The organism is Paraburkholderia sp. Cpub6 (assembly GCF_014201065.1).
GTDB lineage: Bacteria > Pseudomonadota > Gammaproteobacteria > Burkholderiales > Burkholderiaceae > Paraburkholderia > Paraburkholderia tuberum.
Genome location: NZ_JACHDM010000043.1, coordinates 1 through 25,270, shown reverse-complemented (window position 1 = coordinate 25,270; position 25,270 = coordinate 1). Strand labels below are relative to the sequence as shown.

The following is a 25,270-nucleotide window of genomic DNA, read 5'->3' as shown; positions in this document are numbered from 1 at the left end:
TCGGTCCGCCAAACCCGCCGCGCCTGAACCACCACTACCCGGCACTGCTTCGTTTGCGTCGCTGCGTCTGCAGCAGAGAAACGAGATTATGGAGAGCGGTCAACAACACGTCAATACCCTTCTGCGAATTTATTTTGGGGACAGCATTTGGGGACAGCATGCGAGGATACGACTCCATATACAGGAAAACGACATGGAGCCCCCTTGCGCAAGGAGCAACTCGCCCCTATCTAGGTTAGGTCGCGCGCATGGCCACAGACTATGCACCTGCGCAGCCTCACGCAATGCCTGCGACAACAGCGACGATGATTTGATGTGCACCCACGAGCGCGAACCCCCAAGCTCGTATATAATGCGAGCCGCGCAAAATTTCGCATGTCCATCGGCCCGCTTCGAGCGGGCTCATCTTTTTTGCTCCCCAGAGCACAGCCCAACAACCGCGTTGAGTCACATCAGGTGATGCTGAGCCCTGCTCGAAACGCCTGACGGTAGCGTCTTGCGTCTCATAGCGAAGCCTCTAGAGGAAATTACGTGAACCCTTTTGATCGCGAAGATTCGCAACACGACACCGCCTTCACTGCCAAAGTTCCGTCCGGCCGTTCGGCCAAAGGCAAGGGCGCCGGCAAAGCGATTCCCGTGGCAGCCGAGCTGCTGCCGCAACAAGCCGAAGAACGCCAGCGCCTGATGCGCGCACTGATCCAGCTGGGTAAAGAGCAAGGCTACCTGACCCACGCGCAGATCAACGACCACCTGCCCGACAACTTCACCGCAACCGCCGCGATCGACAGCATCGTCAGCGCGTTCAGCGACATGGGCGTGCAGGTCTACGAGCAGGCCCCGGACGCGGAAACGCTCCTGCTCAACTCGAATTCCCCCGCCGTGGTGTCGGACGACCAGGCGGACGAGGAAACCGAAGTCGCGCTGTCGACCGTCGACTCCGAGTTCGGCCGCACCACCGACCCCGTGCGTATGTACATGCGCGAAATGGGCGCGACCGAACTGCTCACCCGCGCAGGCGAAATCGCGATTGCGAAGCGCATCGAAGACGGCCTGCACGAAATGGTGCAAGCGATCGCCGCGTGCCCGCTCGCGATCTCCGCGATCCTCGCGAGCGCGCAGCAGGTTGTCGACGGCGAGTTGCGCATCGACGAACTCGTCGACGGCCTGAATGAAGAGACGGCCGCCGCGGAAGAAGTCGCGAGCGCCGACACGGATGCCGATGAAGACAGCGACGCCGACGAAGACAGCGAAGACGAAGAAGACGACGACGTCGGTCCGGAAGATTCGTCGGCGGCGGACGAAGCTCGCCTGAAGCAGCTCACGAGCGACTGCCTCGAAATCTTCGCCCAGGTCGGCATTCTGTACGACCAGATGAACGCGTCGCACGCGCGCGGCGACGTCACGTCGAAGGCCTATCTGCGCGCACGCGAAGACATTCAGCAGCACCTCGCGAAGATCCGCTTCACCGCACGCACGATCGACCGTCTGTGCGGCGACGTGCAGCGACAGGTCGCGCAAGTGCGCGCGATCGAGCGCAACATTTTGCAGATCGTCGTCTCGAAGGCCGGCATGCCGCGCGAGAAGTTCATCGAAACGTTCGCGGGTAGCGAGGCCGACCTCGGCTGGACCGAGCGTGCCGCGCGCACCGGCGCGTCGACCTATGGTGCGGCGCTCGAGCGTCACCTGCCGGCCATCCAGTCCGAACAGCAGAAGCTGATCGACATCGAAGCGACGGTGTCGCTGCCGCTCAAGCATCTGAAAGAAATCAACCGCCAGATGGTCGCGGCCGAATCGAAGATGCGCAAGGCCAAGAGCGAGATGATCGAGGCGAACCTGCGTCTCGTGATCTCGATCGCGAAGAAGTACGTGAACCGCGGCATGCTGTTCCTCGACCTGATCCAGGAAGGCAACATCGGTCTGATGAAGGCCGTGGACAAGTTCGAATACCGTCGTGGCTGGAAGTTTTCGACGTACGCGACGTGGTGGGTCCGTCAGGCCGTCACTCGTTCGCTCGCCGATCAGGCGCGCACGATCCGCGTGCCGGTGCACATGATCGAAACGATCAACAAGCTGAACCGCATTTCGCGCGAGATCCTGCAGCAGACCGGCCAGGAAGCGCATCCTGCGGTGCTCGCGGAACGCATGGAACTGTCGGAAGAGAAGGTACGCGGCATTCTGAAGATCGCGAAGCAACCCGTATCGCTCGAAACGCCGGTCGGCGACGACGGCGATGCGACGCTGGGCGACATGATCGAAGACGCTGGCGTATCGTCGCCGGCGGATGCCGCGATGCAGGCCGACCTGCGTGCCGCGATCGACGACGCGCTCGACTCTCTGTCCCCGCGCGAAGCGAAGGTGCTGCGCATGCGCTACGGCATCAACACGAAGTCGGATCACACGCTTGAAGAAGTGGGCAAGCAGTTCGACGTGACCCGCGAGCGGATCCGCCAGATCGAGAGCAAGGCGATGCGCAAGCTCATGCATCCGAGCCGCGCGGACCGTCTGAAGTCGTTCCTCGACCGATAAGCGTTTGCCACGCTTGCCGTGCGCGCTGCACGGCAAGCGCCCACATCGTCATATACAAGCAGCGGGATGAACCGGTCGACGGTGAGTCCCGCTGTTTGCTTTTGTGCTGTACCTTTCCACAATTTTTCAGGCGCGAATTCTCCGCTTCGCTTCCCCCCTGTTGTCCACAGATTTTGGGAACAAGCTTGTGGACAACCTGCGCATGACTGCGCTAACTCATTGAGCGTACTGCGTTTCGCGCTCGCGCCTGAGATGAGTCGCGTGTCCCATTACTTGTTGCACATCGTGCGCCCCCCGCCCATTGCCGCGCTCTCAACGCGAGTCCAATCTCAGAAGGCGCCACCATGATCGAGCAGATTCAGCATGCCCTCGCCAGTCAGCGGCGGCGCCACGGTGCTTTGCCCCAGCATATGCGGATCGAGGTAGCCGGACACCTGCAGCGTGTCGACGGCAAAGCGCATCAGCCGATGCAGCACGATTGGCGCCCCAAGGCCGAGCGTGAACACGATGATCGCAAGGTTGCCGCACTGCAAACTGAGCAGACGCGCCACGCTGACGTTACTGCCGAAATGCAATTGCGAGCCGAGCGACGTATTGCCCATCACGTGGCGCGTCAGCGCGGCGACATAGAAGCCGCGGATCAGCATCGTGCCGATGGAGAACAGCGCATAAAACAAAAACAGCGATCCGAGCGCGGCCCGCGACGGCGCCGTACTCGCCCCCGGCACCTGGCCGACATGCATCGATGCGAGAGCGCCCTTCAGAAACACCATGAACAGCACCGCGAACAACACGACCACGCCGACGAACGTAACGAGGAACAGACCGTAGACGACCCACGCGCGCCCCTTGAAGCGAAACGCCAGGCTACCGAAGCTGCTCGCGTTGATGCGGCACTCCATTAGACGCATCGATGTCCACGGCGTCATCTGGCCAAGCGTGACAACGCACAACAGTGCGTACAGCAACGCGCGCACGCCGAAGCCGAGCGCCGAGCCGGTCATGCCGCCGCGAATACCGCACCACTGCGTCCGGCTCAGCCGATAGCGCTGCGCGCCGAAAAACGCACCCGCCGCGAGCACGACGATCAGCAGATACAACGCGATGACAGGCAGCCAACCAAGTGCCGCGCTTTTCGTCAGCATGCGCAAGACCACGCTTAGCGCGCCAGCCGCGAACACCGCGCCGAACACGACCACGATCGCGAGCAGAAAGCCCTTGAATAGCTCGCCCCCGGTGCCCGTGTACTCGAAGCGCTCGTCCTGAAACCGCATGCGCGACCAGACATATCGGCGGTTGTTCGTGGTCGCCCAGAAGCGGTAAATACCGAGCGTCACGATTTGCAGCACAAGGTTTCTGAAAAAGATGCCGTAAAGGTCGCCGAGCGTGCCGTCGTAGATCAGCAGCGGCCGCTTCTCGTCGAGTGAATTCATTGCGTTGCCCCCTTTTCCTCATTTAACGTTTTTGTGGCCCACTCACGCATTCTCGTGCGGCACTCATATGCGGCATGCATGGGCGAACGCGACGGGCGACGATGCTGTCCCGTGCGAAAGCCGACTCGTGTGGCGCGGACCCGTGTAAAACCTGTCTTTCAGACATTCCGGGAATCACGCAAAACGGAAGCCGGCCGGCAAGCACGATAATTACACGGTTTCTTATCTTTATAAATGGCATTTCCGCATATAAATCGATCACTTCCATTACAAGATTTGGCAACGCCCGAATTTATTCGAATTGCATAATCTTGAAATTAAGGCGTGCAATAACGATTTCATTGGGGGCAATCATTTGAGGGGCCACTCGCGCGTACGCGCCGTTCGACGTGGAAATCCCGGGCGGCCTCATCTGCGGCTTGCCACGGTCGGTCTCATAGAAGGCACGCGCGGACGAAAACGATTGCGTATTCGAACTCAACGCGATTCGCGATTCACGATTAATAAGGAATGCGGTGAATTCTGTTAAATCGCCACAATTGTTGGCATTTGGATAAAAAAACCCGGCTGCACATTAGATGCTCGCCGGGTAATCTGCCGCATTCCACTGATTGTGTTGATGCAATCAGGATTTTATTGCTCGTCGAAGTACTGCTCGAGCGCGCGGTTCATTCGGTGCACGCCGGTTTCAATCTCCTCCACACCCGGCGCGGCAAACGACAGGCGCAGCGCAGCTCTATCGGCCGCGTCCTTGTAAAACGCGACACCCGGCACGAACATCACGTTCTGTTCGATGCACACGCGCAGATAGTCGGACGCATCGCGTGCCGCGTTCAGACGCGCCCACACGAACATGCCGCCGGCCGGACGATGAAATGCGATGTGCCGCGCGAGATGCGTGTCGAGCGCATCGCATAGCGCGCGGCATTTGACGGAATACGCATCGACAATGCGCGGCAGATGCCGCTCCAACCCGCCGCTCGCGAGGTACTCGGCGGCAATCGCCTGGGTCCAGGGCGCGCTGCATAGATCGACGGTCTGCTTGGCGACCACGCATCGCCGCACGATCTCCGCGTGCGCGACCATCCAGCCGACACGCAAACCCGGCGCGACGATCTTCGACAAACTCGATAAATGCACGACCCAGTCGCGTGAACCGGGCACCTGCTCGCTCAATGCGAGAAGCGAAGGCACTGCCGTGCCATCGAAACGCAGATCGCCATACGGATCGTCTTCGACGATCACGAACCGATAACGCGCCGCCAGTTTCAACAATGCGATTCGACGTTCGAGCGATAGCGTCGCGCCGGTCGGATTCGCGAACGTCGGCACCGTGTACAGCAGCTTGGGAGCGCGACGCAGCGTGCCCGTCTCGAGCACCGCGGCGAGCTTCGCCACGTCGAGGCCGTCTTGATCGACGGGCACCGTGACGACGTCGGCCTGTTGCAGCTTCAGCGCCTGCAAAGTGGCCGGATACGCGGGCTGCTCGACGAGCACGACGTCGCCGGGCGCGACCATCACGCGCAGCAACAGATCGAATCCTTGTTGCGAACCGGTCGTCACCAGCAGGTCTGTTGGCGCGCATGGCGTGCCGCGCCGTGCCATCAGCTGCGCGAGCTGTTCCTTGAGGATCGCGATGCCATCAGTCGGGCCATATTGCAGACACTGCGTCGGCTGTTGCGAGGCGCGCGCGGCCGCGGCATCGAGTCCTGCACGGTCGAACAGATCGCTCGCCGGATAGCCGCCGGCAAACGAGATCATGCCGGGCCGCGCGAGGTATTTGAACAGCTCGCGGATCGGCGAGCCGCTCGGGGCTTCGAATGCGGAATTGAACGAGAACATGATGACGGCCGCCTGCCTTGCGTGTGATATCGATTGGGATGTCGAAGACAATCGACGTCGATTGTGGCCATCGACGGGATCCGCGGCAAACGATATCTACCCACTACTTCTTGCGTTTTTCGCATGACCCGCGCATCGAGCCATATAAGGCGCTACACCACGTTCTTTTCGATGATCGGCCGGTTTTCGAGCACGCGCGTAAAGCTTAGTGAACTGAGATCGAGCGTCGCATAGCGGCCATGCAGAATCAATTCGCTGATGCCGCGTCCGGTTGCCGGCCCTTGCTGCAAACCGTGGCCGCTGAAGCCGTTCGCGAAAATGCAGTTATCGATATCCGGGTGATGGCCAATGATCGCGTTCTGATCGAGCACGTTGTATTCGTAATAGCCGGACCAGCAGTTCTGCACGCGCAGCGCCTCGAATTGCGGCACGCGATTGGCGAGCGTCGGCCAGATCACGTCGTCGAATAGCACGTGATCGACTTCATCGAGCGGTAGATCGTCGGGATCGTTATCGGCCGACGGCGACGTGCCGCAGATATACGAATTGCCTTCAGGCCGGAAGTACACGCCGCTCGGATCGATCAGCAGCGGACAGCGTTCAAGCTTTGCCGGCGACGTGACGTTGAAGATACTGCGCCGCCGCGCATAGACGGGCAGATCGACGCCGACCATCTGTGCGACCTTGCGCGACCATGCGCCAGCCGCGTTGACGACGACGTCGCAAGCATAGGTCTCACCGTCCGCGGTTTGTACCTGCGTGACGCGATTGCCCTCGCGATGCAGCGCGGTGACGTCTGCCGCGACATAGCGCGCGCCGAGCGCCTGCGCTTTCTTGCGCAGCGCCTGTACTAAACCGTAGCCGTCGAACCAGCCCTCGCCGCTTTCGCCATAAGCGCCGGCAACGAGGTCGTCGGTATTGAGCCAAGGGAAGCGCGTTTGCAAGCCATGCGTGTCGAGCAGGCTGATATCTGCGCCGAGGCTTTTTTGCAGCGCGTGATTCTCGCGCAGCGTCGCTTCACCGGCAGGTGTCGCGAGAAACAGGTAGCCGCCTTCGTGCAGGTCGATCGAGGGCCGGGTGCCGTCGACTTCGAGCCGCTCGCCGATCGAGCGAAGAAACTCGATGCCGAACAGCGACATCTGAATGGAAAGCGGCGTAGAAAACTGCTGCCGGATCGACGCCGCCGACAAGGCCGACGACGAACGCGCATAGGTCGGATCGCGCTCGATTACCGTGACGCCGACTGTCGGATCGGACAGCCGCAAGAAATACGCAATCGAACTGCCGATCACCCCACCGCCGACGATCACGACTTTCGAACTCACGTCTTACTCCACGAGTAACGTGGCCGCTCCGGAACGCCGGGCGGCGCAAACGGATTGCTATCTGGAACGCGCGGCTGTGGCGCGCCGGACGGCGACGGCGGCGCACCGGCATCAACGCGATGCGCCGCCATCGTTTACGACGTCACACTTGCGCGCTCAGTCGAGATTGAAGTCGATACCCTGCGCAAGCGGCAACGCCGACGAGTAGTTCACGGTATTGGTCGCGCGACGCATATAAGCCTTCCATGCATCCGAACCCGACTCGCGCCCGCCGCCCGTTTCCTTTTCGCCGCCAAACGCACCGCCGATCTCCGCGCCGCTCGGTCCGATGTTGACGTTCGCGATGCCGCAGTCGCTGCCCGACGCGCACAGGAAGCGTTCCGCTTCGCGCAGGTCGCTCGTGAACACGCACGACGACAAGCCGTGATGCGCTGCATTGTTCGCCTCGACCGCATCGGCGAAATCGGCATAGCGCAGCACGTACAGAATCGGCGCGAACGTTTCCTTCAGCACGACCGACGTTTGCGACGGCATCTCGACGATGGCCGGACGCACGTAGTAGCCGCCCTCATAACCCTTCACTTCGACTCGCTCGCCGCCGAACACCTTGCCGCCCTCGGCCTTCGCCTGCTGCAGCGCTTCCTGCATGCGGTCGAACGATTGACGGTCGATCAGCGGCCCCATCAGTGTGCCCTTTTCGAGCGGATTGCCGATCGGCACGCGGCTATACAGCTGCTTCAGACGCTCGACGGTCTTCTCGTACACGCTGTCGTGCACGAACAGACGCCGCAGCGACGTGCAGCGCTGACCGGCCGTACCGACCGCCGAGAACAGGATGCCGCGCATCGCGAGTTCATGGTCGGCCGTCTGCGTGACGATGCCGGCGTTGTTGCCACCGAGTTCGAGCAGCGAGCGGCCGAAGCGCTTCGCCACTTCGACGCCAACCTTGCGACCCATTTCCGTGCTGCCCGTCGCGCTGACGATCGACGCGCGCGGATCGGCGACGAGCTTTTCGCCCACGTCGCGCCCGCCGTTGATCAATGCGGCCAGGCCGGCTGGCGCGTCGCCGAATTCCTTCAGCGCGTCTTCGAGAATCCTGTTCACGGCCAGCGCCGAGAGCGGCGTCTTTTCCGACGGCTTCCAGATCACCGCGTTGCCGCACACCAGCGCGAGCGCCGCATTCCATGACCAGACCGCCACCGGGAAATTGAACGCCGAGATCACGACGCAGGTGCCGAGCGGATGCCACGACTCCGCCATCCGATGACCCGGGCGCTCGGACGCGATCGTCAAACCGTACAGCTGACGCGACAGACCGACCGCGAAATCGCAGATGTCGATCATTTCCTGCACTTCGCCCATGCCTTCCTGCAGGATCTTGCCCGTCTCCAGCGAGACGAGGCTGCCGAGCGCCTGCTTCTGTTCGCGCAGCCGATTGCCGAGCAGCCGCACCAGCTCGCCGCGGCGCGGCGCCGGCACGTTACGCCACACGGCAAACGCGTCTTTGGCCCGGGCGAGCGCCGCGTCGACCTCGACCGCCGTCTGGCTGGCCGCACGGCCGATGAGCTCGCCGGTGATCGGCGAATGAACGGCGATATCGCCGGCTTGCGCGGCTTGGGCAATGCCCAGATCCGCGAGGATAGTGGACGCGTCCATGTGAACCCCTTTAATTTCCGATACGAAACAAGAGTAAGTTCGGAAACTATACACGCGGGTTTTTGTGGCGGCAAGAAGATGCTTGGGGAGTGAAATACCGGTTGACAAAAGCGGGGCGCTGTTTCCAGAAGGAAACTTCGTCAGACTTCGGGCGGGTGTCACGCCCGCGCGTCAAGCATCTGGCCCGACATCCTCCTGCAGCACCGCCATCAACCGGTCGACCAGCACCCGCGCGAACGGCGGCAAGTCCTTCAGACTGCGCACGCAGATCTTCAGCTTGCGCTCGGCCCACGGATCGTTCAGGCCGACGATCGCGATCTGCATCGTCTTTTTGTGCCGCAGCGCGACCGACTCCGGCACGATGCCGATTCCGACACCCGCCTCGATCATCCGGCACGCGGCCTCGAAGTTGCCGACCTGGATGCGAAGTTTGAGACGCGCGCCGAGCGCATCGGCGGCACTCGTGATGAACGCGTGAATCGCGCTCGACGTCGGCAGGCTCACGAAGTTCGCGTTCAGCACCTGCGAAAAATCGACCGACGCTTGTCTCGCGAACGGATGCTCGCACGACGTAACCAGCACGAGCCGATCGTCGCGATATGGCAGCATCTGCAGATGCTCGGCATGCACATTGCCCGCGACGATCCCGATATCGGTCGCGCTGTCGGCGACGCCCTTGACGATCTCGCCGCTCAGCACTTCGCGCAGATCGATGTTCACGTCCGGGTGATCGCGCAGGAAACGGCTCAGCACGGCCGGCAGAAACTCGCTGATCGCGGTCGTGTTGGCCCAGATGCGCACGTGGCCCTTGATGCCTTCGCCATACTCCTGCATGTCGCCGGCCAGATGCTCGACGCGTTCGAGCACGAGCCGCGCGTGATGCACGAAGGCTTCGCCCGCGGGTGTCGGCGTCACGCCCTGGCTGGTTCGATAGAGCAGCTTGATGCCGAGCTGCTCCTCGAGATTCTTGACCCGGTTGCTGGCGGCCGGCGCCGACAGGTGCGAACGCTCCGCCGCACGCGCGAGGTTGCGCGTGTCGGCGATATGCAGGAGCAGGCGTAAATCGACGAAATCGAAGTGCATGATGAAAGCTGCTAGCGAAGCATGCGCAAAGCAAACTTTCATCTTAACCGGGTGAAGTGAAAATTTAGCCGGGGAAAGATCCGAATCGACAAATCACCTTGATGCGCGCACGGCTTAAGCCGACTCTCGCATCATCTCCGCTTGCGGTATCAGCTCGGCATCGGGCGAAATCTCTTCGAGCGTCTGCTGACTCGTTTCGATGCGCAGCGCGAGAATCGCGATACTCAGCAACAACAGCACGCCACCGACCATCGTCAGCACACCCGTCACGCCGAACTCCGTGTAGAGCAGCAGCGCGACGTAGGGTGTCGACATCGACGCCGCGCGGCCGCACGTGCCGGCCACGCCGGTGCCGCGCAAGCGATGCGCGGTCGGAAACAGCTCGGGGATATAGCCGAACAGGCCGAGCGTGCAGACCGTGTAGATCGTCGTGACGAGCGCGAAACCGACGACCGCGATCGGCACTGGCGCGCGCATCTGCACGTAGACGAAGCCGAGCACGATCGTTGCAAGCGAGAACAGCACGATGCCGTTGCGTCGCCCCAGGCGGTCCGTCACGAGATAACCGACGACAGCACCGGCCGGCGCACCGAACGACATCAGCAGCACGAAGCCGAGCGACTGCACGATGGTCAGGCCTTCCTTGACTAAGAACGTCGGCAGCCACGCGACGAAACCGTACAGCGACATGTTGATCGCCATGCAGGTCAGCGCGGCGACCAGCGTGCGGCCGATCATGCCGCGCGCGAACAGCGCCGAGAACGGCGCGGCCGGCACCTCGTGACTGACCACGCGCGAAACCGGCGGCAGCTTGCCGACACGCGCCTCGACCTGTCGCTCGATCGCCGAGACGGTGGCCTCCGCCTCTTCGAGCCGGCCGACCGTTTCGAGCCAGCGCGGCGACTCCGGCATCCGATGCCGCAGGAACCACACGACCATCGCTCCAACCCCCGCGATCGCGAACATGTAGCGCCAGCCGAGATGTGGAATTACCCAATAGCCGACTGCGGTCGCGCCGAGCAGACCGGAGTTGATGATCAGCGCGAGCAGCGCGGTCCAGCGGCCGCGTGTGGCGGGTGGCACGAACTCGCACAGCGTGCCGGCCGCGACCACGAGTTCGGCGCCAAGGCCAATGCCCATGACGAAGCGCAGCAGGATCAGCCAGTAGATGTTCGGCGCGAAGCAGGCGGCGAGCGATGCGATGCCGAAGATCGCGAGATTGGCCTGATACGAATAGCGTCGACCGAAGCGGTCGCCGAGATAGCCTGCCAGCCCCGCGCCGATCATCATGCCCATGAAGGTCGCGGAGATGAAGAACGAGCCGAGGCGGAGATCGGTGAAGCCGGTTTTGACCATCGCCGCGAGCGCGCCGTTGGCGAGATAGATGTCGAAGGCGTCGAGGAAAGCACCCGCGCCGATCAGGCCGAGGATGTTCCAGTGGAAGCGGGTGATCGGCAGGCGGTCGAGGCGTGCGCCGGAGTTGATGGGGGCTGGCAAATTGTGTCTCCTGTCTTTTTAGGCTGCGCGCGGGCGAGAGGCGCGAGCGCGGAATAGTTCTGCGAGGCCGCCTTCGTTCGATGCGGCGGCTCGGGGCAGAGCGCTGAACGGCCGTTGTCGGATCGTGCAGGGCCGTTGGCTTCAAGAGTGCGACAGGTGACGTGGGGTGGGAATTGGGCTTTTTGGAGGTGAGTGTTCCGGTTTGATTAAGGGAATGGTAAAGAAGCGATTTGCATACCCGAAAGGCGGAACCGCGTCGAGGTCGATTAATGCAAGCCGTTTGTGTAACGGCCGCTCGCTAGTGAGCGTTCGCCAACTCGACAACTAAGTCCAGAAAGGCACGCGTCTTCGCCGGCATGCGATGCCGTGACCGATAGCACGCGTAGAGGGGATAGCGCTCGTCGGCCCAGTCGGGAAAGAGATTGATCAACCGCCCCTCTTTCCTGTCTCCGAATTACGGAATTCCAGGCATCGGTGGCTCGGGCCTTCGAGATCTTCCGGCTTTGCCGGCCGTCCCAGTCGCGCGATGTACGACGGCGCGGCGACCGTCACCACGGCCGTGTCGAGCAGCCTGCGTGCGACGAGAGTCGATGTCCTCGGCTCGCCGAACCGCAGCGCGAGGTCAAAGCCCTCGAGAACGAGATCGTCGAAATGGTCGCGCGCGATGAACTCGATTTCGAGTTCAGGATGCGCATCCATGAACTGATCGAGTCGTTGCCCAAAGCCGGTGACTGAGCCGGAATTATCGCCGGCTCAAGCCCCGTCGCGCCGTTTATCCCGCTGTCCGGTTCTGCACGGGCACTTCTGCGCCGGCGCTCCGCGTGACAGAGTCGCTGAGGTCCGTCCTCGTATTGATGAACCAGGCGGAAACCGAAGCCAACAGGAAGCAGCCGACGAAGAGATGGAATACGACATTGAAGTCGTCATTCGTCGTGGTCAGGATGTAACCGACGATCAGCGGGGAAAGAAATCCTGCCAGCTGACCCGCCGCATTGACAAAGCCGATTGCCGACCCGACGACCTTGTTCGGCAGCGCGACGTTCGGGATGGTGTACAGCGAACAGCCGGCCATGGTTGAGAAGAAGTAGCCGATCGTCTGAAAGAACACCGCCGTTTCCGCGGTCTCCGCATGGGCCGTCAGATAGGCAAAGATGGCGGCCAAGACGCAGCCGAGGACGACAAGCAATTCGCGACGATTGCGGAAGAACTTGTCGGAAAGAAAGCCCGTGATGCAATAGGCAATCGTGCCCACGAGAAATGGCACCGACGCCATAATGCCCATTCTGGCCGTCGAAAGGCCGCGCGCTTTCAGCAGATACGTCGGGAACCAGCTCATGATGCCCCACGAGGCGATGCTGAAAACGAACAAGGTGACGAAGCACCACCAGACCAGCGGCGTTTTCACCAAACCAGCAAAATCCGCTTTGCCGGCAGAGGCAGACAAAGACTTTTCGCTGGTACCGATTTCCTCCAATTCGATCTTCGAAACGTGCTTGCTGTCTTTCGGGCTGTTTCTGATATAGATCCAGCCGAATACGGCCATCGCGACACCGGGTATGAACAGACTCGTGAAAATCGCGCGCCATCCCCACGCGGCCATCACGGCCGCCACGAACAGTGGCGCCAATGCGGGTCCCAGCGCATTAGTGGTCATCATCAGCCCGGTTGCCCGTCCCACTTCGCGCTTTGGGAACCAAGCCGACAGTGTCTTGAACGCGGCGGGAGGAAAGAGCGCTTCGCCGATGCCGAACGCGACCCGCACCACCAGCATCAAGCCGAGCGAATTGCACAGCCCGGTAAGCGCGGTGAAAATCGTCCACCAGGTGATGCCGATCGTCGTCATCAGCCGCGGACCGAATCTGTCTGCAAGCAGGCCAGCCGGGATCTGACATAGCGCGTAGCTAAAGAAGAACGCGCTCAGGATTCCACCCATTTCCATCGCGGACAGATGAAACTCGGACGCAATGAATGGAATAGCCGCTGCCATGATCATTCTGTCCATGTAACAGAGCAGATAGATTGCGAACAAAATAAGCAGCACGAGGTAGCGATGTCTCCAACGAAAGCGCATGAGATCTTCCTTATTATTAAATGACAGCGATGACACGAAATCCGAGCTTTAGCCGATCAATTGGCGGTACGAGAACGACTTGAAATCGGCAGGCTCGCGAAAGCCAAGCATGTCGTTGACGGTGATACCTGCGAACGCCCCCGTGAAGCCGATGGGGGTTGCATATTCATCGCTGAGTTTCGTGAAATCCTTTTCCAGTTCAAGGTCCTTCCAGTCGCCGTGCGTCAAGCGACAGAAGAAGCGCAGTTTCGCGTCCACGACGCGAATCCGCAGGTCGATCCCGGTGGCCTCGGGCAGCGTCGCCAGTCGATTGCTGTAGGCGAAGCTGCCGGCATCCATTTCCATGTAGGACAGGATTTTTGTGCCGTCGTCGTCGCGCGTGACGAACAGATAGTAGAAGGTGTTCTCGTCGTAACGCGCCATGAGCCCAGCCATGTGCAGATATGACTTGGGTGAAAATTCCAGCGCGGTTTCGACTTCGAACTGCCAGTCACGGATGCGACAGGCCAACAAGCTTTGATGGAACCGCGAAGTCGGCGACTCTTGCCCCCTTATCCGCAGATAGCCCGGGCGTTCGTGAAGATTGCACCAGTCGTCGCCGATGGGGATGCGCAGACTCTGCAGTTCCAGGGGCAGCGCGGCACGTTGTCCGAAATCGATCGTCCAACTGCTGTCGAGCCTTTGCTCGATATCCGAGCCGATCGCAAAAGATTCGGCGGGAACCACTCCGCCACTGGCGAGGCGGGGCCAGTCGGCATGCCATTCGATAGGTGCGACACAGGTTTCACGGCCTAGCGGCGAGCGCTTCGTGTGCGCATCGATTGGTCTCGATCCGAGGTACGTCATGTACCACTGGCCGTTGGGACCCTCGACCAGATTGCCGTGGCCGGTCCGCTGAATCCGTCCATTCGCGTCGCGCGACGTGAGCATCGGCGTATCAGGATGAAGCTCGTATGGACCGAGAATGTCGCGGGACCTGGATACACACGTTGCATGTGTATAGCCTGTGCCCCCCTCCGCTGTGATCAGGTAGTACCAGTCTCCCTTCTTCAGCAAATGCGGAGCCTCGTAGATCTGACATTTCATGAAGTAATCGGTCTTCAGGTTGGCGCCTTTATAGATGACGTGCTCTTCGCCGATCAGCTTTTCCTCCTGCACCGAGTATTCCCGCAGAACGATTCCGACGAACAGGTCTTCGTAGATACCTCTGAAATCGCGCCGGATATAGGCGAGCCACTTTTTGCCAGATTCGTCGTGGAACAGGGATGGATCGTATCCACCGGACACGAGATGCACGGGCTCCGACCAGGGTCCGGTGATGTCCGGGGCGGTTACGAGGTAGTTGTGCATGTCACGAAGCGGGGAGATCTTCTGCTCGCCTTTCCATGCCTTGGTGTCGGTATAGACGAGCCAATAAAGACCGTCGTGATAGGAGAGGGCTGGCGCCCATATGCCTGCGGACGGCTGCTCTCCGATCAGGTTCAATTGCGATAGCCTGTCGAGAGGCGTGGCCTTGAGTTCCCAGTTGACGAAATCTTTTGATTCGTAAATGAGAACGCCCGGATACCATTCAAACGTTGAAACCGCGATATACCACGCATCCTTGCCACGGCACACACAAGGATCCGGGTTGAAGCCGCGCAGAACTGGATTTTGAATAGTACTCATCGGGAGGGTATTTTTTGACGTGCTGAGAGGAACAGATCTTCTTTATCGACAACGTTGCGACACCGAAACTTTCCGTCGAAATGTGTTACCGATAACAATTTAATCTAGCATGTGACCTGCTAACTATTCAAGTGCGACGATGGGGGGTAGGGGCGACGGAAAACCGCATTGTCAGAAGCTTTCGGAATCGCCCACAACCCTCCGCGCCCGCAGAATCACCGGCATATCGACCATCCTCCCATCCACGGCAACCGTGGCGCCATGGCTCTCCTCGACAGCCGCAAGCACCCGTTGCGCCCACTCCACCTCTGCGTCACTCCATGCATACGCGCGATGCACCGGCTCGATCTGCTTCGGATGAATGCAAAGCTTGCCGCCGAAACCGAACCGCCGGCCGCGCCGCGCATCAGCTTGCACCGCATCAGCATCGGTAATGGTCGTCGACACGCCATCCACCGGCGCACCATTGCCAGCCAGCCTCGACGCAAGCACGATCTGCGAGCGGAACAGATGCAACTCCTCGCCATCCCCATCGATGCCGAGATCGATCTGAAAATCCAGCGTACCGAAGACGATCCGCAGCACGCGCGGCGCGCCGCATAGCTCCGCAAGATTCGCGAACCCGCGCGCAGTCTCGACAATCGGCAGCACGCTCAACGCCGGATGCGCGTTCGCCAGAACCGCGTTGATCTGTTCGCGCGTCTCAGCCTTCGGCAGCACGATTCCGGCCACGCCGGTCTGCCCAACGAGCGCCGCAATGTCATCTGGAAACCATGGCGTATCCGAGCCATTGATGCGCACCCAGGCGGCCCGCGATGCGTTAGCCGACACCGCGGCCACAACCGCCGCACGCGCCGGCACCTTCTGATCCGGCTGCACCGCGTCTTCCAGATCGAGAATCACCGCATCCGCGCCGGCCGCATAGGCCTTGTCAAAACGCTCAGGCCGATTCCCAGGCACGAACAGATACGACCGGGGCAATGCGCTCATGCCGCCACCATCGTGCGCGAAGTTGCATCGAATACCGAGCCAATCTGCTTCTCTTCGGCAATATGCCATGCGCGGCGAAGCAGTTGCGCCGCCTCCTCTTCGCTAGCCGCACCCGAAAACGCCGCCAGCCGATGCAGCTTCGTCGCAATCTCGTCGCGCGACAAGGTATTGCCTGGATCGCCCTTCGGCTCATCGACACGCCCATCGAACACGCGGCCGTCGGTCGTCGTCACCGTGACCTTGCCGATCCAGCGTGCGGGATAGGCGGCGTCGACTTCAGCGTCGAGCGCCATTGTGACCTTGTCGCGAAACGCGGCGATCTCGCTCGCGTCGAAACCCTGCTCGAATTCGGTCACGCCGGCATAGCCGTGATGCGCGACCAGCCCGAGCACTGTGCCCATGTTGAACTTTGCCTGATGTACGCTGCGCGGCGCGACTACGGGACCGAGCACATCGATCGCGCCTTGATGCACGTGCGCGACGACCTTCGCGATGTCGCGCGGCGCGAAACGATGCGTCTGCACGACGGCGAGCAGCGCATCGGCGGCCGGATGCGTATGGCGGCACGCCGCGTGATACTTGAACGATGTCTCCGCGGTCGCCCAGCGGCTGCCAAGCCGATCGACGAGGCGCGCCGGATCGGCGTCGCTCGACATGCCCGCGGCCATGCCCTGGGCGCCTTCGAGAATGTGCGTCGCGCCCTTGAAGCCGTCGGCGGCGAGTTGCGCGGCCATCAGGCCGTTCGCGGCGGCCATCGCGGTGTGCAGTTGCTTCGAGTCGGCGGCGTCGCGCAGAAATTCCCATAGGCCGCTCGCCTGCGTGCCCGCCGAGCCGAACGCATCGAGCATTTGGGACGGCAACAAACCCAGCAAGCGTCCGGCCGTTGCCGCTGCCGCGACCGTGCCGACCGTGCCCGTAGTGTGAAACACCTTGTAGTGCGAGCGACCGAGAAATTCGCCGATGCGAATGCCGACCTCGTATCCCGCCACCGCCGCCGCGATGAAGTCGCGCCCCGACGCTCGCTTTGCCTGTGCCAACGCGAGCGCAACCGGAAACACCACGGTCGCCGGATGAAACACCGAGCCATTGTGCACGTCGTCCTGTTCGGCGAAATGCGATGCCGCGCCGTTGATCATCGCGGCGAAATACGGCGTGGTGCGACCGCGGTCGATCAGCACCTCGCAGAGGCCCTCGTTCGTCGCCCCCGCTGCCGCGCGTGCGAACCGCGCGATCGTCTCGACCGGGCGCGCACCCTTGCCGGCCAGCGCCGAGCCGAGCCAATCGACGTACAGGTTGACGGTACGCTCGACGACCTCGTGCGGGATGCGGTCGAAGTCGAGTTGCGCGGCGAAAGTAGCAAGCGTGAGACTGGGATAGTCGTTCATGGGGGTCGTTACCGAATCAGATCGTGCCCGCCGCGCGCAGCGCGTCGATACGCCCATTGTCGTAGCCAAGCTCACGCAGAATTGCTTCCGTATGTTGACCAAGCGTGGGCACAGGGTCCATTCGCGGCTCGAGGTCGGAAGGCAGACCGGGCGGCCGCAATGCGGGTATCGTCCCCGTTGCCGTGCCGACTTCCTGCCAGCGCTCGCGCGCCTTCAGTTGCGGATGCGCCCACACATCGGCGAGCGTATTCATCTGCGCGTTCGCGATGCCGGCCTCATCGAGTCGATCGATCACGTGCGCCGCGCTCTGCTTCGCGAACGCCGCGACGATCACCTCGCGCAGGGCGTCGCGCGCCGCAGTGCGTTTCGAGTTCGATGCGAAGCGTTCGTCGGTTGCCCGTTCAGGCTGTTCGAGCACGCGCTCGCAGAACAGCTTCCATTCGCGTTCGTTCTGCAGGCCAAGCATGACCGTCTTGCCGTCGCCAGCGGGAAACGGGCCATAAGGATAGATCGTTGCATGCGCTGCGCCCGCAAGCGCGGGCTGCGACTGACCGTCGATCGCGTAGTAGAGCGGATAACCCATCCACTCGACCATGCTCTCGAGCATCGATACATCGATGCGGCAACCGCGCCCTGTGCGCCCACGCTGCAACAGCGCGCTCAGGATGTTCGAATACGCGTACATGCCCGCCGCGATATCGGCGATCGAACAGCCCGCTTTCGCTGGCGCGCCGGGCGAACCGGTGATCGACAGGAAGCCGGACTCGCTTTGAATCAGCAGGTCGTACGCCTTCTTGTCGCGATACGGACCGTCCGCGCCGTAGCCCGAAATATCGCAGACGATCAACTTCGGATACTTGTGGCTCAATGTGTCGTACCCGAGGCCAAGCCGTTCGGCCGCGCCTGGCGCGAGGTTCTGCACGAGCACGTCGGCATCGGCAACCAATGCATCGAGAATCTCGGCCGCCGCGGGCTGCTTCAGGTCGAGCGAAAGACTCTCCTTCGAGCGATTGGTCCACACGAAGTGCGACGACAGCCCATGCACACGTTCGTCATAGCCGCGCGCGAAATCGCCGACGCCGGGCCGTTCGATCTTGATCACGCGCGCCCCGAGATCGGCCAGTTGACGCGTGCAGAACGGCGCGGCAATCGCGTGTTCGAGCGTGATGACCTTGATACCGTCGAGTGGTCTCATGATGTCCGCCAGCGGGTCAGAACGAACGCGGCAGCCCGAGGATATGCTCGGCCACGTACGAGAGAATCAGATTGGTCGATATCGGCGCGACTTGATACAGACGCGTTTCACGAAACTTGCGCTCGACGTCGTACTCGCACGCGAAGCCGAAGCCGCCGTGAAATTGCAGGCACGCATTGGCCGCCTCCCACGACGCATCCGCCGCGAGCAGCTTCGCCATATTCGCCTGCGCACCGCACGGTTGATGTGCGTCGAAACGACGTGCCGCTTCGAAGCGCATCAGGCTCGCCGCCTCGACGTTGATGAACGAGCGCGCGATCGGAAACTGCACGCCCTGGTTCTGTCCGATCGGCCGGCCGAACACGACGCGCTCCTTCGCGTATTCGGTGACTTTATCGACAAACCAGTAACCATCGCCGATGCATTCCGCGGCGATCAGCGTGCGCTCCGCGTTCAGGCCATCGAGAATGTATTTGAAGCCTTGCCCTTCCTCGCCGATCAGATTCTCGGCCGGAATTTCGAGGTTGTCGAAAAAGAGCTCGTTGGTCTCGTGATTGACCATGTTCAGAATCGGCTGCACGGTCAGGCCATGACCGATCGCCTCGCGCAGATCGACGATGAAGATCGACATGCCCTCTGATTTCCTCTTTACGTCCGCGAGCGAAGTGGTGCGTGCGAGCAGAATCATCAGGTCCGAGTGTTGCACGCGCGAGATCCACACCTTCTGACCGTTGATCACGTAACGGTCGCCGCGCCGCTCTGCGGTCGTCTTGATCTTCGTCGTATCGGTGCCGGTGGTCGGCTCGGTCACGCCCATCGATTGCAAACGCAGGTCGCCGTTCGCGATCTTCGGCAGATACCTGCGCTTCTGTTCTTCCGAACCGTGCCGCAGCAGCGTGCCCATGTTGTACATCTGCCCGTGGCACGCGCCTGAGTTGCCGCCCGCGCGATTGATCTCCTCCATGATCACCGACGCTTCCGTGAGCCCGAGCCCCGAGCCGCCGAAGTCCTGCGGAATCAGCGCGGCGAGCCAGCCGGCCTTCGTCAGCGCGTCGACGAACTCTTCCGGATAGCCGCGCGCCTCGTCGATCTTGCGAAAGTACTCGCCGGAAAACTGCTGACACAGATCGCGCACGGCCTCGCGAATGTCCTGGAACGAATCGGGTTGCGTGGTTTGCATAGTCGAGTCTCGCGGAATTCAGGCGAGCGCGGCGGTCGCGCGCATGGTCAGATAACCTTCGTGGTCCTTCGCCCACAGGTCGATGGTCTTGCCGTCGGCGGCGGGCTTGCCGCATACCGTGAACGGCTGGTCTGCGAACGTGGGGCGAAGCGCGCGAAACGCGAAGCTTTGCAGTGTCGCTTGCGGCAGTTCTCGGCGCACGAGATCGACCAGCAGCGTCGCGATCAGCGGGCCATGCACGACGAGGCCCGGATAGCCTTCGACCTGCGTGACATAAGGATGGTCGTAGTGAATGCGATGGCCGTTGAAAGTCAGCGCCGAGTAGCGCAACAGCATCACGGCATCGGCGTCGATCGTGCGGCGCCATGTTTCGTCTTCGGGCGCGCGCGCCGGCTGTTGCGGCCGCGCGCCCTCCTGCGGCGCGTCGCGATAGACGATGTCGTGCTCCTCTTCGAGCTTCAACTCGCCATCGACTTCGATCGTATGTTGCACGGTGACGAACACGAGGCGGCCCGAGCGGCCGGTCTTGTCCTCGATATTGGCGATCGTCGACGTGCGCCGCGCATGCTCGCCGATCTTCAGCGGCGCATGAAACGTGAGCCGGCCGCCAGCCCACATGCGGCGCGGCAGTGGCACGGGCGGCAGAAAACCGCCACGCTTCGGATGTCCGTCGGGACCGACTTCGGATAGCGGCGCGACCGGCAGAAAGTACAGCCAGTGCCACAACGGCGGTACGGTGTTACCGCTTTCCTCGCGATCGAGCGTGGCGGCAAGCGCCTTCAATGGAAACGCGGTGATGTCGTCTTCGGCCACCGCCTGCTTGTTGAGCCAATCGTCGAGCTTCTCTGGGGCAGCGGACATGACGGAGTCTCCAGATTCAGTGTGTTGGTCCTCGTTAGGGCCCACTATGACCGACGCGCTGCGTTCCGCGAAGTTCGATTTTCCGAAACGGGCCTTTGTTTTTCGTTAAGACGTTGAGCCCAGCGAGCGGCGCTGACGATCTGTTGTCAGCGCGATCGGCGATTCGATGTGGCTTGACCTTAGTGCCGGCCCGCGACGGCACCCCTGCGCCTGTTCGCTCATTTGAGCCCGAGCCGTTTAGCCAGCCGATTCAGATTCGCCCGGTCCAGCCCCAGCTCGCGCGCGACCGCCGCCCAGTTCTGCCTGTTGCGGATCAGCGCTTCGAGAACGAGATTGCGTTCGAACTCGGTGACCGCGCTGCGAAAGTCTTTCGTCTCGCTTTCCTCGCTCTGCGTGGCGATTTGATTGGCTGCGCGATCTTGTGCGTCCGACAACGCGAAGTCAGCGGCCGTCAACGTCAGAATACGGCGGCGCTCACGATTGGCCGCCAACGCCTTCAGCGCACTGCGTCCGATCAGATGCTCCAGTTCGCGCACATTGCCGGGCCATGCGTAGTGCAGCAATGCGGCCTGCGCGTCAGCCGCAAGACGCAAGCTCAGCAAACCGAGCCGGGAGCGATTGTCTTCGAGGAAGAAGCCCGCCAGCAGTAGCACGTCGCGGCCACGCTCGCGCAACGACGGCACGCGCAGCGGATACACGCTGAGGCGATGATAGAGGTCGGCGCGAAAGCGGCCCGCGCGCACTTCTTCGGCGAGGTCGCGATTGGTTGCGGCGATGAGCCGCACGTCGACTCTGTGTTCGTGGTCCGAGCCGATGCGCTGCAACTGGCCGTTCTGCAGCACGCGTAACAGCTTTGCTTGCACCGCGAGGGGCAACTCACCGACTTCGTCGAGGAAAATGGTGCCGCCGTCCGCGAGTTCGAACTTGCCGCGTCGATCCGCCGAGGCTCCCGAAAACGCACCGCGCACGTGCCCGAACAGTTCGCTCTCGACGAGCGTATCGGGCAACGCCGCGCAGTTCAGGCTGATCAGCGGCTTGTTCGCGCGCGGCGACAGCGCGTGGATCGCATTGGCGACAAGTTCCTTGCCGACACCGGTCTCGCCGGTGACGAGCACGGTCAGATCGCTGGCGGCCACCACCTCGATCTCCTTGATCATGCGGCGATGCGCGTCGCTGCTGCCGATCAGCTCGCGCCGGCTCTCGCTGCTCGCCAGCCGATACGCTTCCGCGCGGCGCTGCGCCTCCTCGCCATTGCGCGCCAACGCGTCGATGCGTTCGACGACGCTCACGGTCGCGGCCGCGAGGCCGAGAAACGCTTGCAGCGAGGCCATGTCGAGTGTGTCGAAGCGCGCCGGGTCGAGTGCGTCGAGCGTGAGCAAGCCCCAAGGCTCGCCGCGGATGAACAGCGGGCACCCCAGACAGTCGTGGACTTCGAGGTGCCCGGGCGCCATGCCTTGCACGAGGCCATCGTAGGGATCGGGCAGATCGGAGTCGGCGGCGAAGCGCGTCGGCCCTGGCTGGGCCAGCAGCTCCTGAAAGCGCGGATGCTCGGCGACGCGAAAACGCCGCCCGAGCGTATCGCTGCTCAAGCCGTCGATGGCGAGCGGCACCAGCGTATCGCCCTCGAGGCGTAGCAGAGCCGCCGCGTCGCCCGGAAATAGCGAGCGCAGCGCGCTGAGCAGCCGCCGATAACGCTCGCGCTCGGACAGCTCGCGCGACAGGTCGAGAATCAGCGGGGTAAGAACATCGAGGACCGCCCCTGTAGTCAGATCGACTGCGGATTGAGTCTTTTCGACTAGGGTCGAATGAACCATCTTAATTGCCAGATCGTTGATCTAAATGCATTTTATACCTGGCACGAATCGTGGTGGTAGAGGCAGTCTGCCGAAACCGGCTGTGACATTCGCTGATAGGCAGACGCTCACTCAGACTCTCACCAGGACTTAAAAACATGCTATCCGCCGAACACCGCGCCATCATCAAAGCAACCGTGCCGCTCCTGGAAAGCGGCGGCGAAGCGCTCACCACGCACTTCTACAATCTGATGCTCAGCGAGCATCCGGAAGTGCGCCCGATGTTCAATCAAGCCAATCAGGCAAGCGGCGCGCAACCGCGCGCGTTGGCCAACGGCGTGCTGATGTATGCGCGCCATATCGATCAGCTCGAGCAGTTGGGCGGGCTCGTCGCGCAGATCATCAACAAGCACGTGTCGCTGAACGTGCAGCCTGAGCACTATCCGATCGTCGGCAAGTGTCTGCTGCGCGCGATTCGCGAAGTACTCGGCGCGGACGTCGCAACCGACGCCGTAATCGAAGCGTGGGCCGCCGCGTATCAACAACTCGCCGATCTTATGATCGGCCTCGAAGAGAAGATCTACGCCGAAAGCGCAGCAGCGCCCGGCGGCTGGCGCGGCACGCGGTTGTTCCGCGTCGCGCGCAAAGTGCGTGAAAGCGACGAGATCACGTCGTTCTATCTGCGCCCCGATGACGGCGGCGAATTGCTCGCGTTTCAGCCGGGTCAGTACATTGGCGTGCGTCTGGTCATCGACGGCGAAGAAGTGCGTCGCAACTATTCGCTGTCCGCAATGAGCGATGGCCGCGAATATCGCATCAGCGTGAAGCGTGAACCGAATGGCACCGTGTCGAAGTATCTGCACGAGCAGATCAAGGAAAGCGACTCGGTCGAGCTGTTCGCGCCGTCCGGCGAATTTACGCTGCGACCTGGCGACAAGCCGTTGGTGCTGATCAGCGGCGGTGTTGGCATTACGCCGACGATGGCGATGCTGGAGGCCGCGCTGAAGACCAATCGTACGGTGCATTTCATTCACGCGGCCCGTCATGGTGGCGTGCATGCATTCCGCGGCGCAATCGATGCATTGGCCGCACGCCATCCGCAACTGAAGCGCTTCTATTGCTACGAGGAGCGCCGTGATGGCGATGCCGAAGCGCACGCGGTCGGTTACGTCGACGAAGCGAATCTAAAGAAGTGGTTGCCGGAAACGCGTGATGTCGACGTGTATTTCCTCGGGCCCGTCGCGTTCATGAAGGCGATCAAGAAAGGGCTGAAGGCGATCGGCGTGCCGGAATCGCAGAGCCGTTATGAGTTCTTTGGTCCGGCTGCCGCGCTCGAATAACGCACTCGAGTAATCGACGAGTACTTGCCCTCTTTGAATCGCTGCGAAGCGTATTCGAAGACGGGCATGTTCGGGCTTCGATCACGCCGGCGGGTTTGGCCTCGTAAAAAGCGGGCCAGATCTGCCGCGCCTTCTAGCGCTCCCTCCTGCGGCGAAACGCCCACCAGCCCGTCAGCCCGGTAAAGCCGGCGACCAGCACCACCATCAGCCAGAAGCCATGCTTGTTCTCGGCGAGCGGAATGCCACCGACGTTCATGCCGAAGAAACCGGCGACGATATTGATCGGCATCGCCAGCACCGTGACTAGCGTCAGCGTAAATAGCGTCCGGTTGTTCTGCTCTTCGAGGCGCGCGATGATTTCTTCCTGCAGCAATCTGATCCGCTCGATCAATCCCGCTACGTCCGAAAGCACGACCGAGAACTCCTCCGTCGATTCACGCAGATCTTGCACGTCTTCCGCATGAAGCCAGCGAGGCGGCCTCGCCAGCAAGCGGAAAATCGCGCCCGGTTCGGGTGCCAGCATGCGTTGCAGGCGTGTCAGCGTGCGACGCATCGCGCCGAGGTCCAGGCGGTTTTGCGTCGGCCGTTGCGACAGAAAGCGATCCTCGATTCGATCGACGTCGGCACTGGTTCGGCGGACGATCTGCACGAGCAGGTCGGCCTGGTCGCGCATCAGATGAACCAGCAGCTCGGCAGGTGACCTGAATATTTCACCTTCGCGCACCGACGCGCGCAAACGGTCGACCGAGCGCAGCGGCTTCAGCCGCGCCGTCACGATGAGCCGCTTATGTGCGTAGATCCACAGCGTCGCGATTTCCGACGGGATGAATTCGAGGTTGAACATGACGTCGTTGACGACCGCGCGCAGTGCGCCGTCCGCATGCTCGATCCGCGTCGAATGCGAGCCTTCGCGCAAGGCGTCGAAAAAGGTTTCGGGCAGATCGAGTTGCGTGCGCATCCAGCGCTCGCTCGCGCTATGCGCGAGATTGAAGTGAAGCCATAGAAACTCGCCAGCGTCCGTCGCGCTAGTGCCGGAATCGTCCTCGCGCTCGCGGAACCAGTCGATGACTTCGTCCGCGTCGATCGGCCGCCCGGCGAGCGTCGGCGAAAACCGGAAACCGCAGACCATACCCGACGAATCCGCGCCGTAGGTTTGCATTGCCAGATCTGATTTCATAGGTCGTTCGATGCCAGCGCTTCCGAAAGGAATACGTGAGCATAGCGCGAACAATTGAAAGAGAGTTGACGCGCGCACTTTCCGGCGTCGTATTGTCGAATTGTGGCGGCTGGATTGTCTCCGAAACGTCATCTCTGCCGATGACGGCCGCGTAAACGCAAAAACCCCACCGCGGCGGGTGGGGTTTCTGACTGGGGGGAGCCTGACGATTACCTACTTTCACACGGGCAATCCGCACTATCATCGGC

At 61.8% G+C, this 25,270-nt stretch carries 17 protein-coding genes and 1 pseudogene; 2 read left to right on the top strand and 16 right to left on the bottom strand.

Annotation, left to right across the window (positions count from 1 at the left end; translation table 11 throughout):
* The first annotated feature begins 531 nt into the window (after nt 1-531).
* Nucleotides 532-2,526: an RNA polymerase sigma factor RpoD gene (gene rpoD / locus HDG33_RS34990; RefSeq protein ID WP_184040465.1), complete on the top strand. Its 1,995-nt coding sequence runs from the start codon at nt 532-534 to the stop codon at nt 2,524-2,526.
* Nucleotides 2,527-2,855: 329 nt separating this feature from the next.
* Here the strand turns inward: rpoD and HDG33_RS34985 are convergent, their stop codons facing one another.
* The 15 genes and pseudogenes from HDG33_RS34985 to norR all read right to left on the bottom strand — a co-directional run bounded on the left by HDG33_RS34985 (nt 2,856) and on the right by norR (nt 22,526).
* Nucleotides 2,856-3,959 (bottom strand): YjgN family protein, encoded by a 1,104-nt coding sequence (locus tag HDG33_RS34985; protein ID WP_184040462.1) that lies wholly within the window; start codon nt 3,957-3,959, stop codon nt 2,856-2,858.
* A gap of 633 nt (nt 3,960-4,592) precedes the next feature.
* Nucleotides 4,593-5,801 (bottom strand): PLP-dependent aminotransferase family protein, encoded by a 1,209-nt coding sequence (locus HDG33_RS34980; RefSeq protein ID WP_184040459.1) that lies wholly within the window; start codon nt 5,799-5,801, stop codon nt 4,593-4,595.
* Nucleotides 5,802-5,953: 152 nt separating this feature from the next.
* Nucleotides 5,954-7,126, bottom strand: a complete 1,173-nt coding sequence (locus HDG33_RS34975) for an FAD-binding oxidoreductase (RefSeq protein ID WP_184040456.1) — start codon at nt 7,124-7,126, stop codon at nt 5,954-5,956.
* A gap of 156 nt (nt 7,127-7,282) precedes the next feature.
* Nucleotides 7,283-8,782, bottom strand: coding sequence for an aldehyde dehydrogenase family protein (locus tag HDG33_RS34970; protein WP_184040453.1), 1,500 nt, complete (start codon nt 8,780-8,782; stop codon nt 7,283-7,285).
* A 171-nt stretch (nt 8,783-8,953) separates the two neighbouring features.
* Nucleotides 8,954-9,865 carry a LysR family transcriptional regulator gene (locus HDG33_RS34965; protein ID WP_184040450.1) on the bottom strand — a complete coding sequence of 304 codons (912 nt, stop codon included), beginning with the start codon at nt 9,863-9,865 and terminating at the stop codon, nt 8,954-8,956.
* 114 nt (nt 9,866-9,979) lie between these two features.
* Complete coding sequence (locus HDG33_RS34960; RefSeq protein ID WP_184040447.1) at nt 9,980-11,362, bottom strand: MFS transporter; 1,383 nt, start codon at nt 11,360-11,362, stop codon at nt 9,980-9,982.
* A gap of 298 nt (nt 11,363-11,660) precedes the next feature.
* Nucleotides 11,661-12,091, bottom strand: a pseudogene (locus HDG33_RS34955) (substrate binding domain-containing protein); the annotation flags it as partial.
* A 43-nt stretch (nt 12,092-12,134) separates the two neighbouring features.
* Entirely contained in the window at nt 12,135-13,433 is a 1,299-nt protein-coding gene (locus HDG33_RS34950; protein WP_184040444.1) for an MFS transporter, read from the bottom strand.
* 48 nt (nt 13,434-13,481) lie between these two features.
* The gene (locus tag HDG33_RS34945) at nt 13,482-15,101 is read right to left on the bottom strand and encodes a glycoside hydrolase family 43 protein (protein ID WP_184040441.1); all 1,620 of its coding nucleotides are present in this window, start codon (nt 15,099-15,101) and stop codon (nt 13,482-13,484) included.
* Between the two features lie 171 nt (nt 15,102-15,272).
* The gene (locus HDG33_RS34940) at nt 15,273-16,091 is read right to left on the bottom strand and encodes a CoA ester lyase (RefSeq protein ID WP_184040438.1); all 819 of its coding nucleotides are present in this window, start codon (nt 16,089-16,091) and stop codon (nt 15,273-15,275) included.
* Nucleotides 16,088-17,476: an MmgE/PrpD family protein gene (locus HDG33_RS34935; RefSeq protein WP_184040435.1), complete on the bottom strand. Its 1,389-nt coding sequence runs from the start codon at nt 17,474-17,476 to the stop codon at nt 16,088-16,090. The genes HDG33_RS34940 and HDG33_RS34935 overlap by 4 nt, the downstream gene beginning before the upstream one ends.
* Before the next feature lie 16 nt (nt 17,477-17,492).
* The gene (locus HDG33_RS34930; protein ID WP_184040432.1) at nt 17,493-18,671 is read right to left on the bottom strand and encodes a CaiB/BaiF CoA-transferase family protein; all 1,179 of its coding nucleotides are present in this window, start codon (nt 18,669-18,671) and stop codon (nt 17,493-17,495) included.
* A gap of 16 nt (nt 18,672-18,687) precedes the next feature.
* Entirely contained in the window at nt 18,688-19,851 is a 1,164-nt protein-coding gene (locus HDG33_RS34925) for an acyl-CoA dehydrogenase family protein (RefSeq protein ID WP_184040429.1), read from the bottom strand.
* Between the two features lie 18 nt (nt 19,852-19,869).
* Nucleotides 19,870-20,712 carry a MaoC family dehydratase N-terminal domain-containing protein gene (locus tag HDG33_RS34920; protein WP_184040422.1) on the bottom strand — a complete coding sequence of 281 codons (843 nt, stop codon included), beginning with the start codon at nt 20,710-20,712 and terminating at the stop codon, nt 19,870-19,872.
* Nucleotides 20,713-20,930: 218 nt separating this feature from the next.
* The gene (gene norR / locus HDG33_RS34915) at nt 20,931-22,526 is read right to left on the bottom strand and encodes a nitric oxide reductase transcriptional regulator NorR (protein WP_184040419.1); all 1,596 of its coding nucleotides are present in this window, start codon (nt 22,524-22,526) and stop codon (nt 20,931-20,933) included.
* Between the two features lie 137 nt (nt 22,527-22,663).
* On the opposite strand from norR, the gene hmpA reads away from it, so the two are divergent.
* Complete coding sequence (gene hmpA / locus HDG33_RS34910) at nt 22,664-23,845, top strand: NO-inducible flavohemoprotein (protein ID WP_184040416.1); 1,182 nt, start codon at nt 22,664-22,666, stop codon at nt 23,843-23,845.
* A 133-nt stretch (nt 23,846-23,978) separates the two neighbouring features.
* Here the strand turns inward: hmpA and HDG33_RS34905 are convergent, their stop codons facing one another.
* Nucleotides 23,979-25,022 carry a transporter gene (locus HDG33_RS34905; protein WP_184040413.1) on the bottom strand — a complete coding sequence of 348 codons (1,044 nt, stop codon included), beginning with the start codon at nt 25,020-25,022 and terminating at the stop codon, nt 23,979-23,981.
* Between the last annotated feature and the right edge of the window lie 248 nt (nt 25,023-25,270).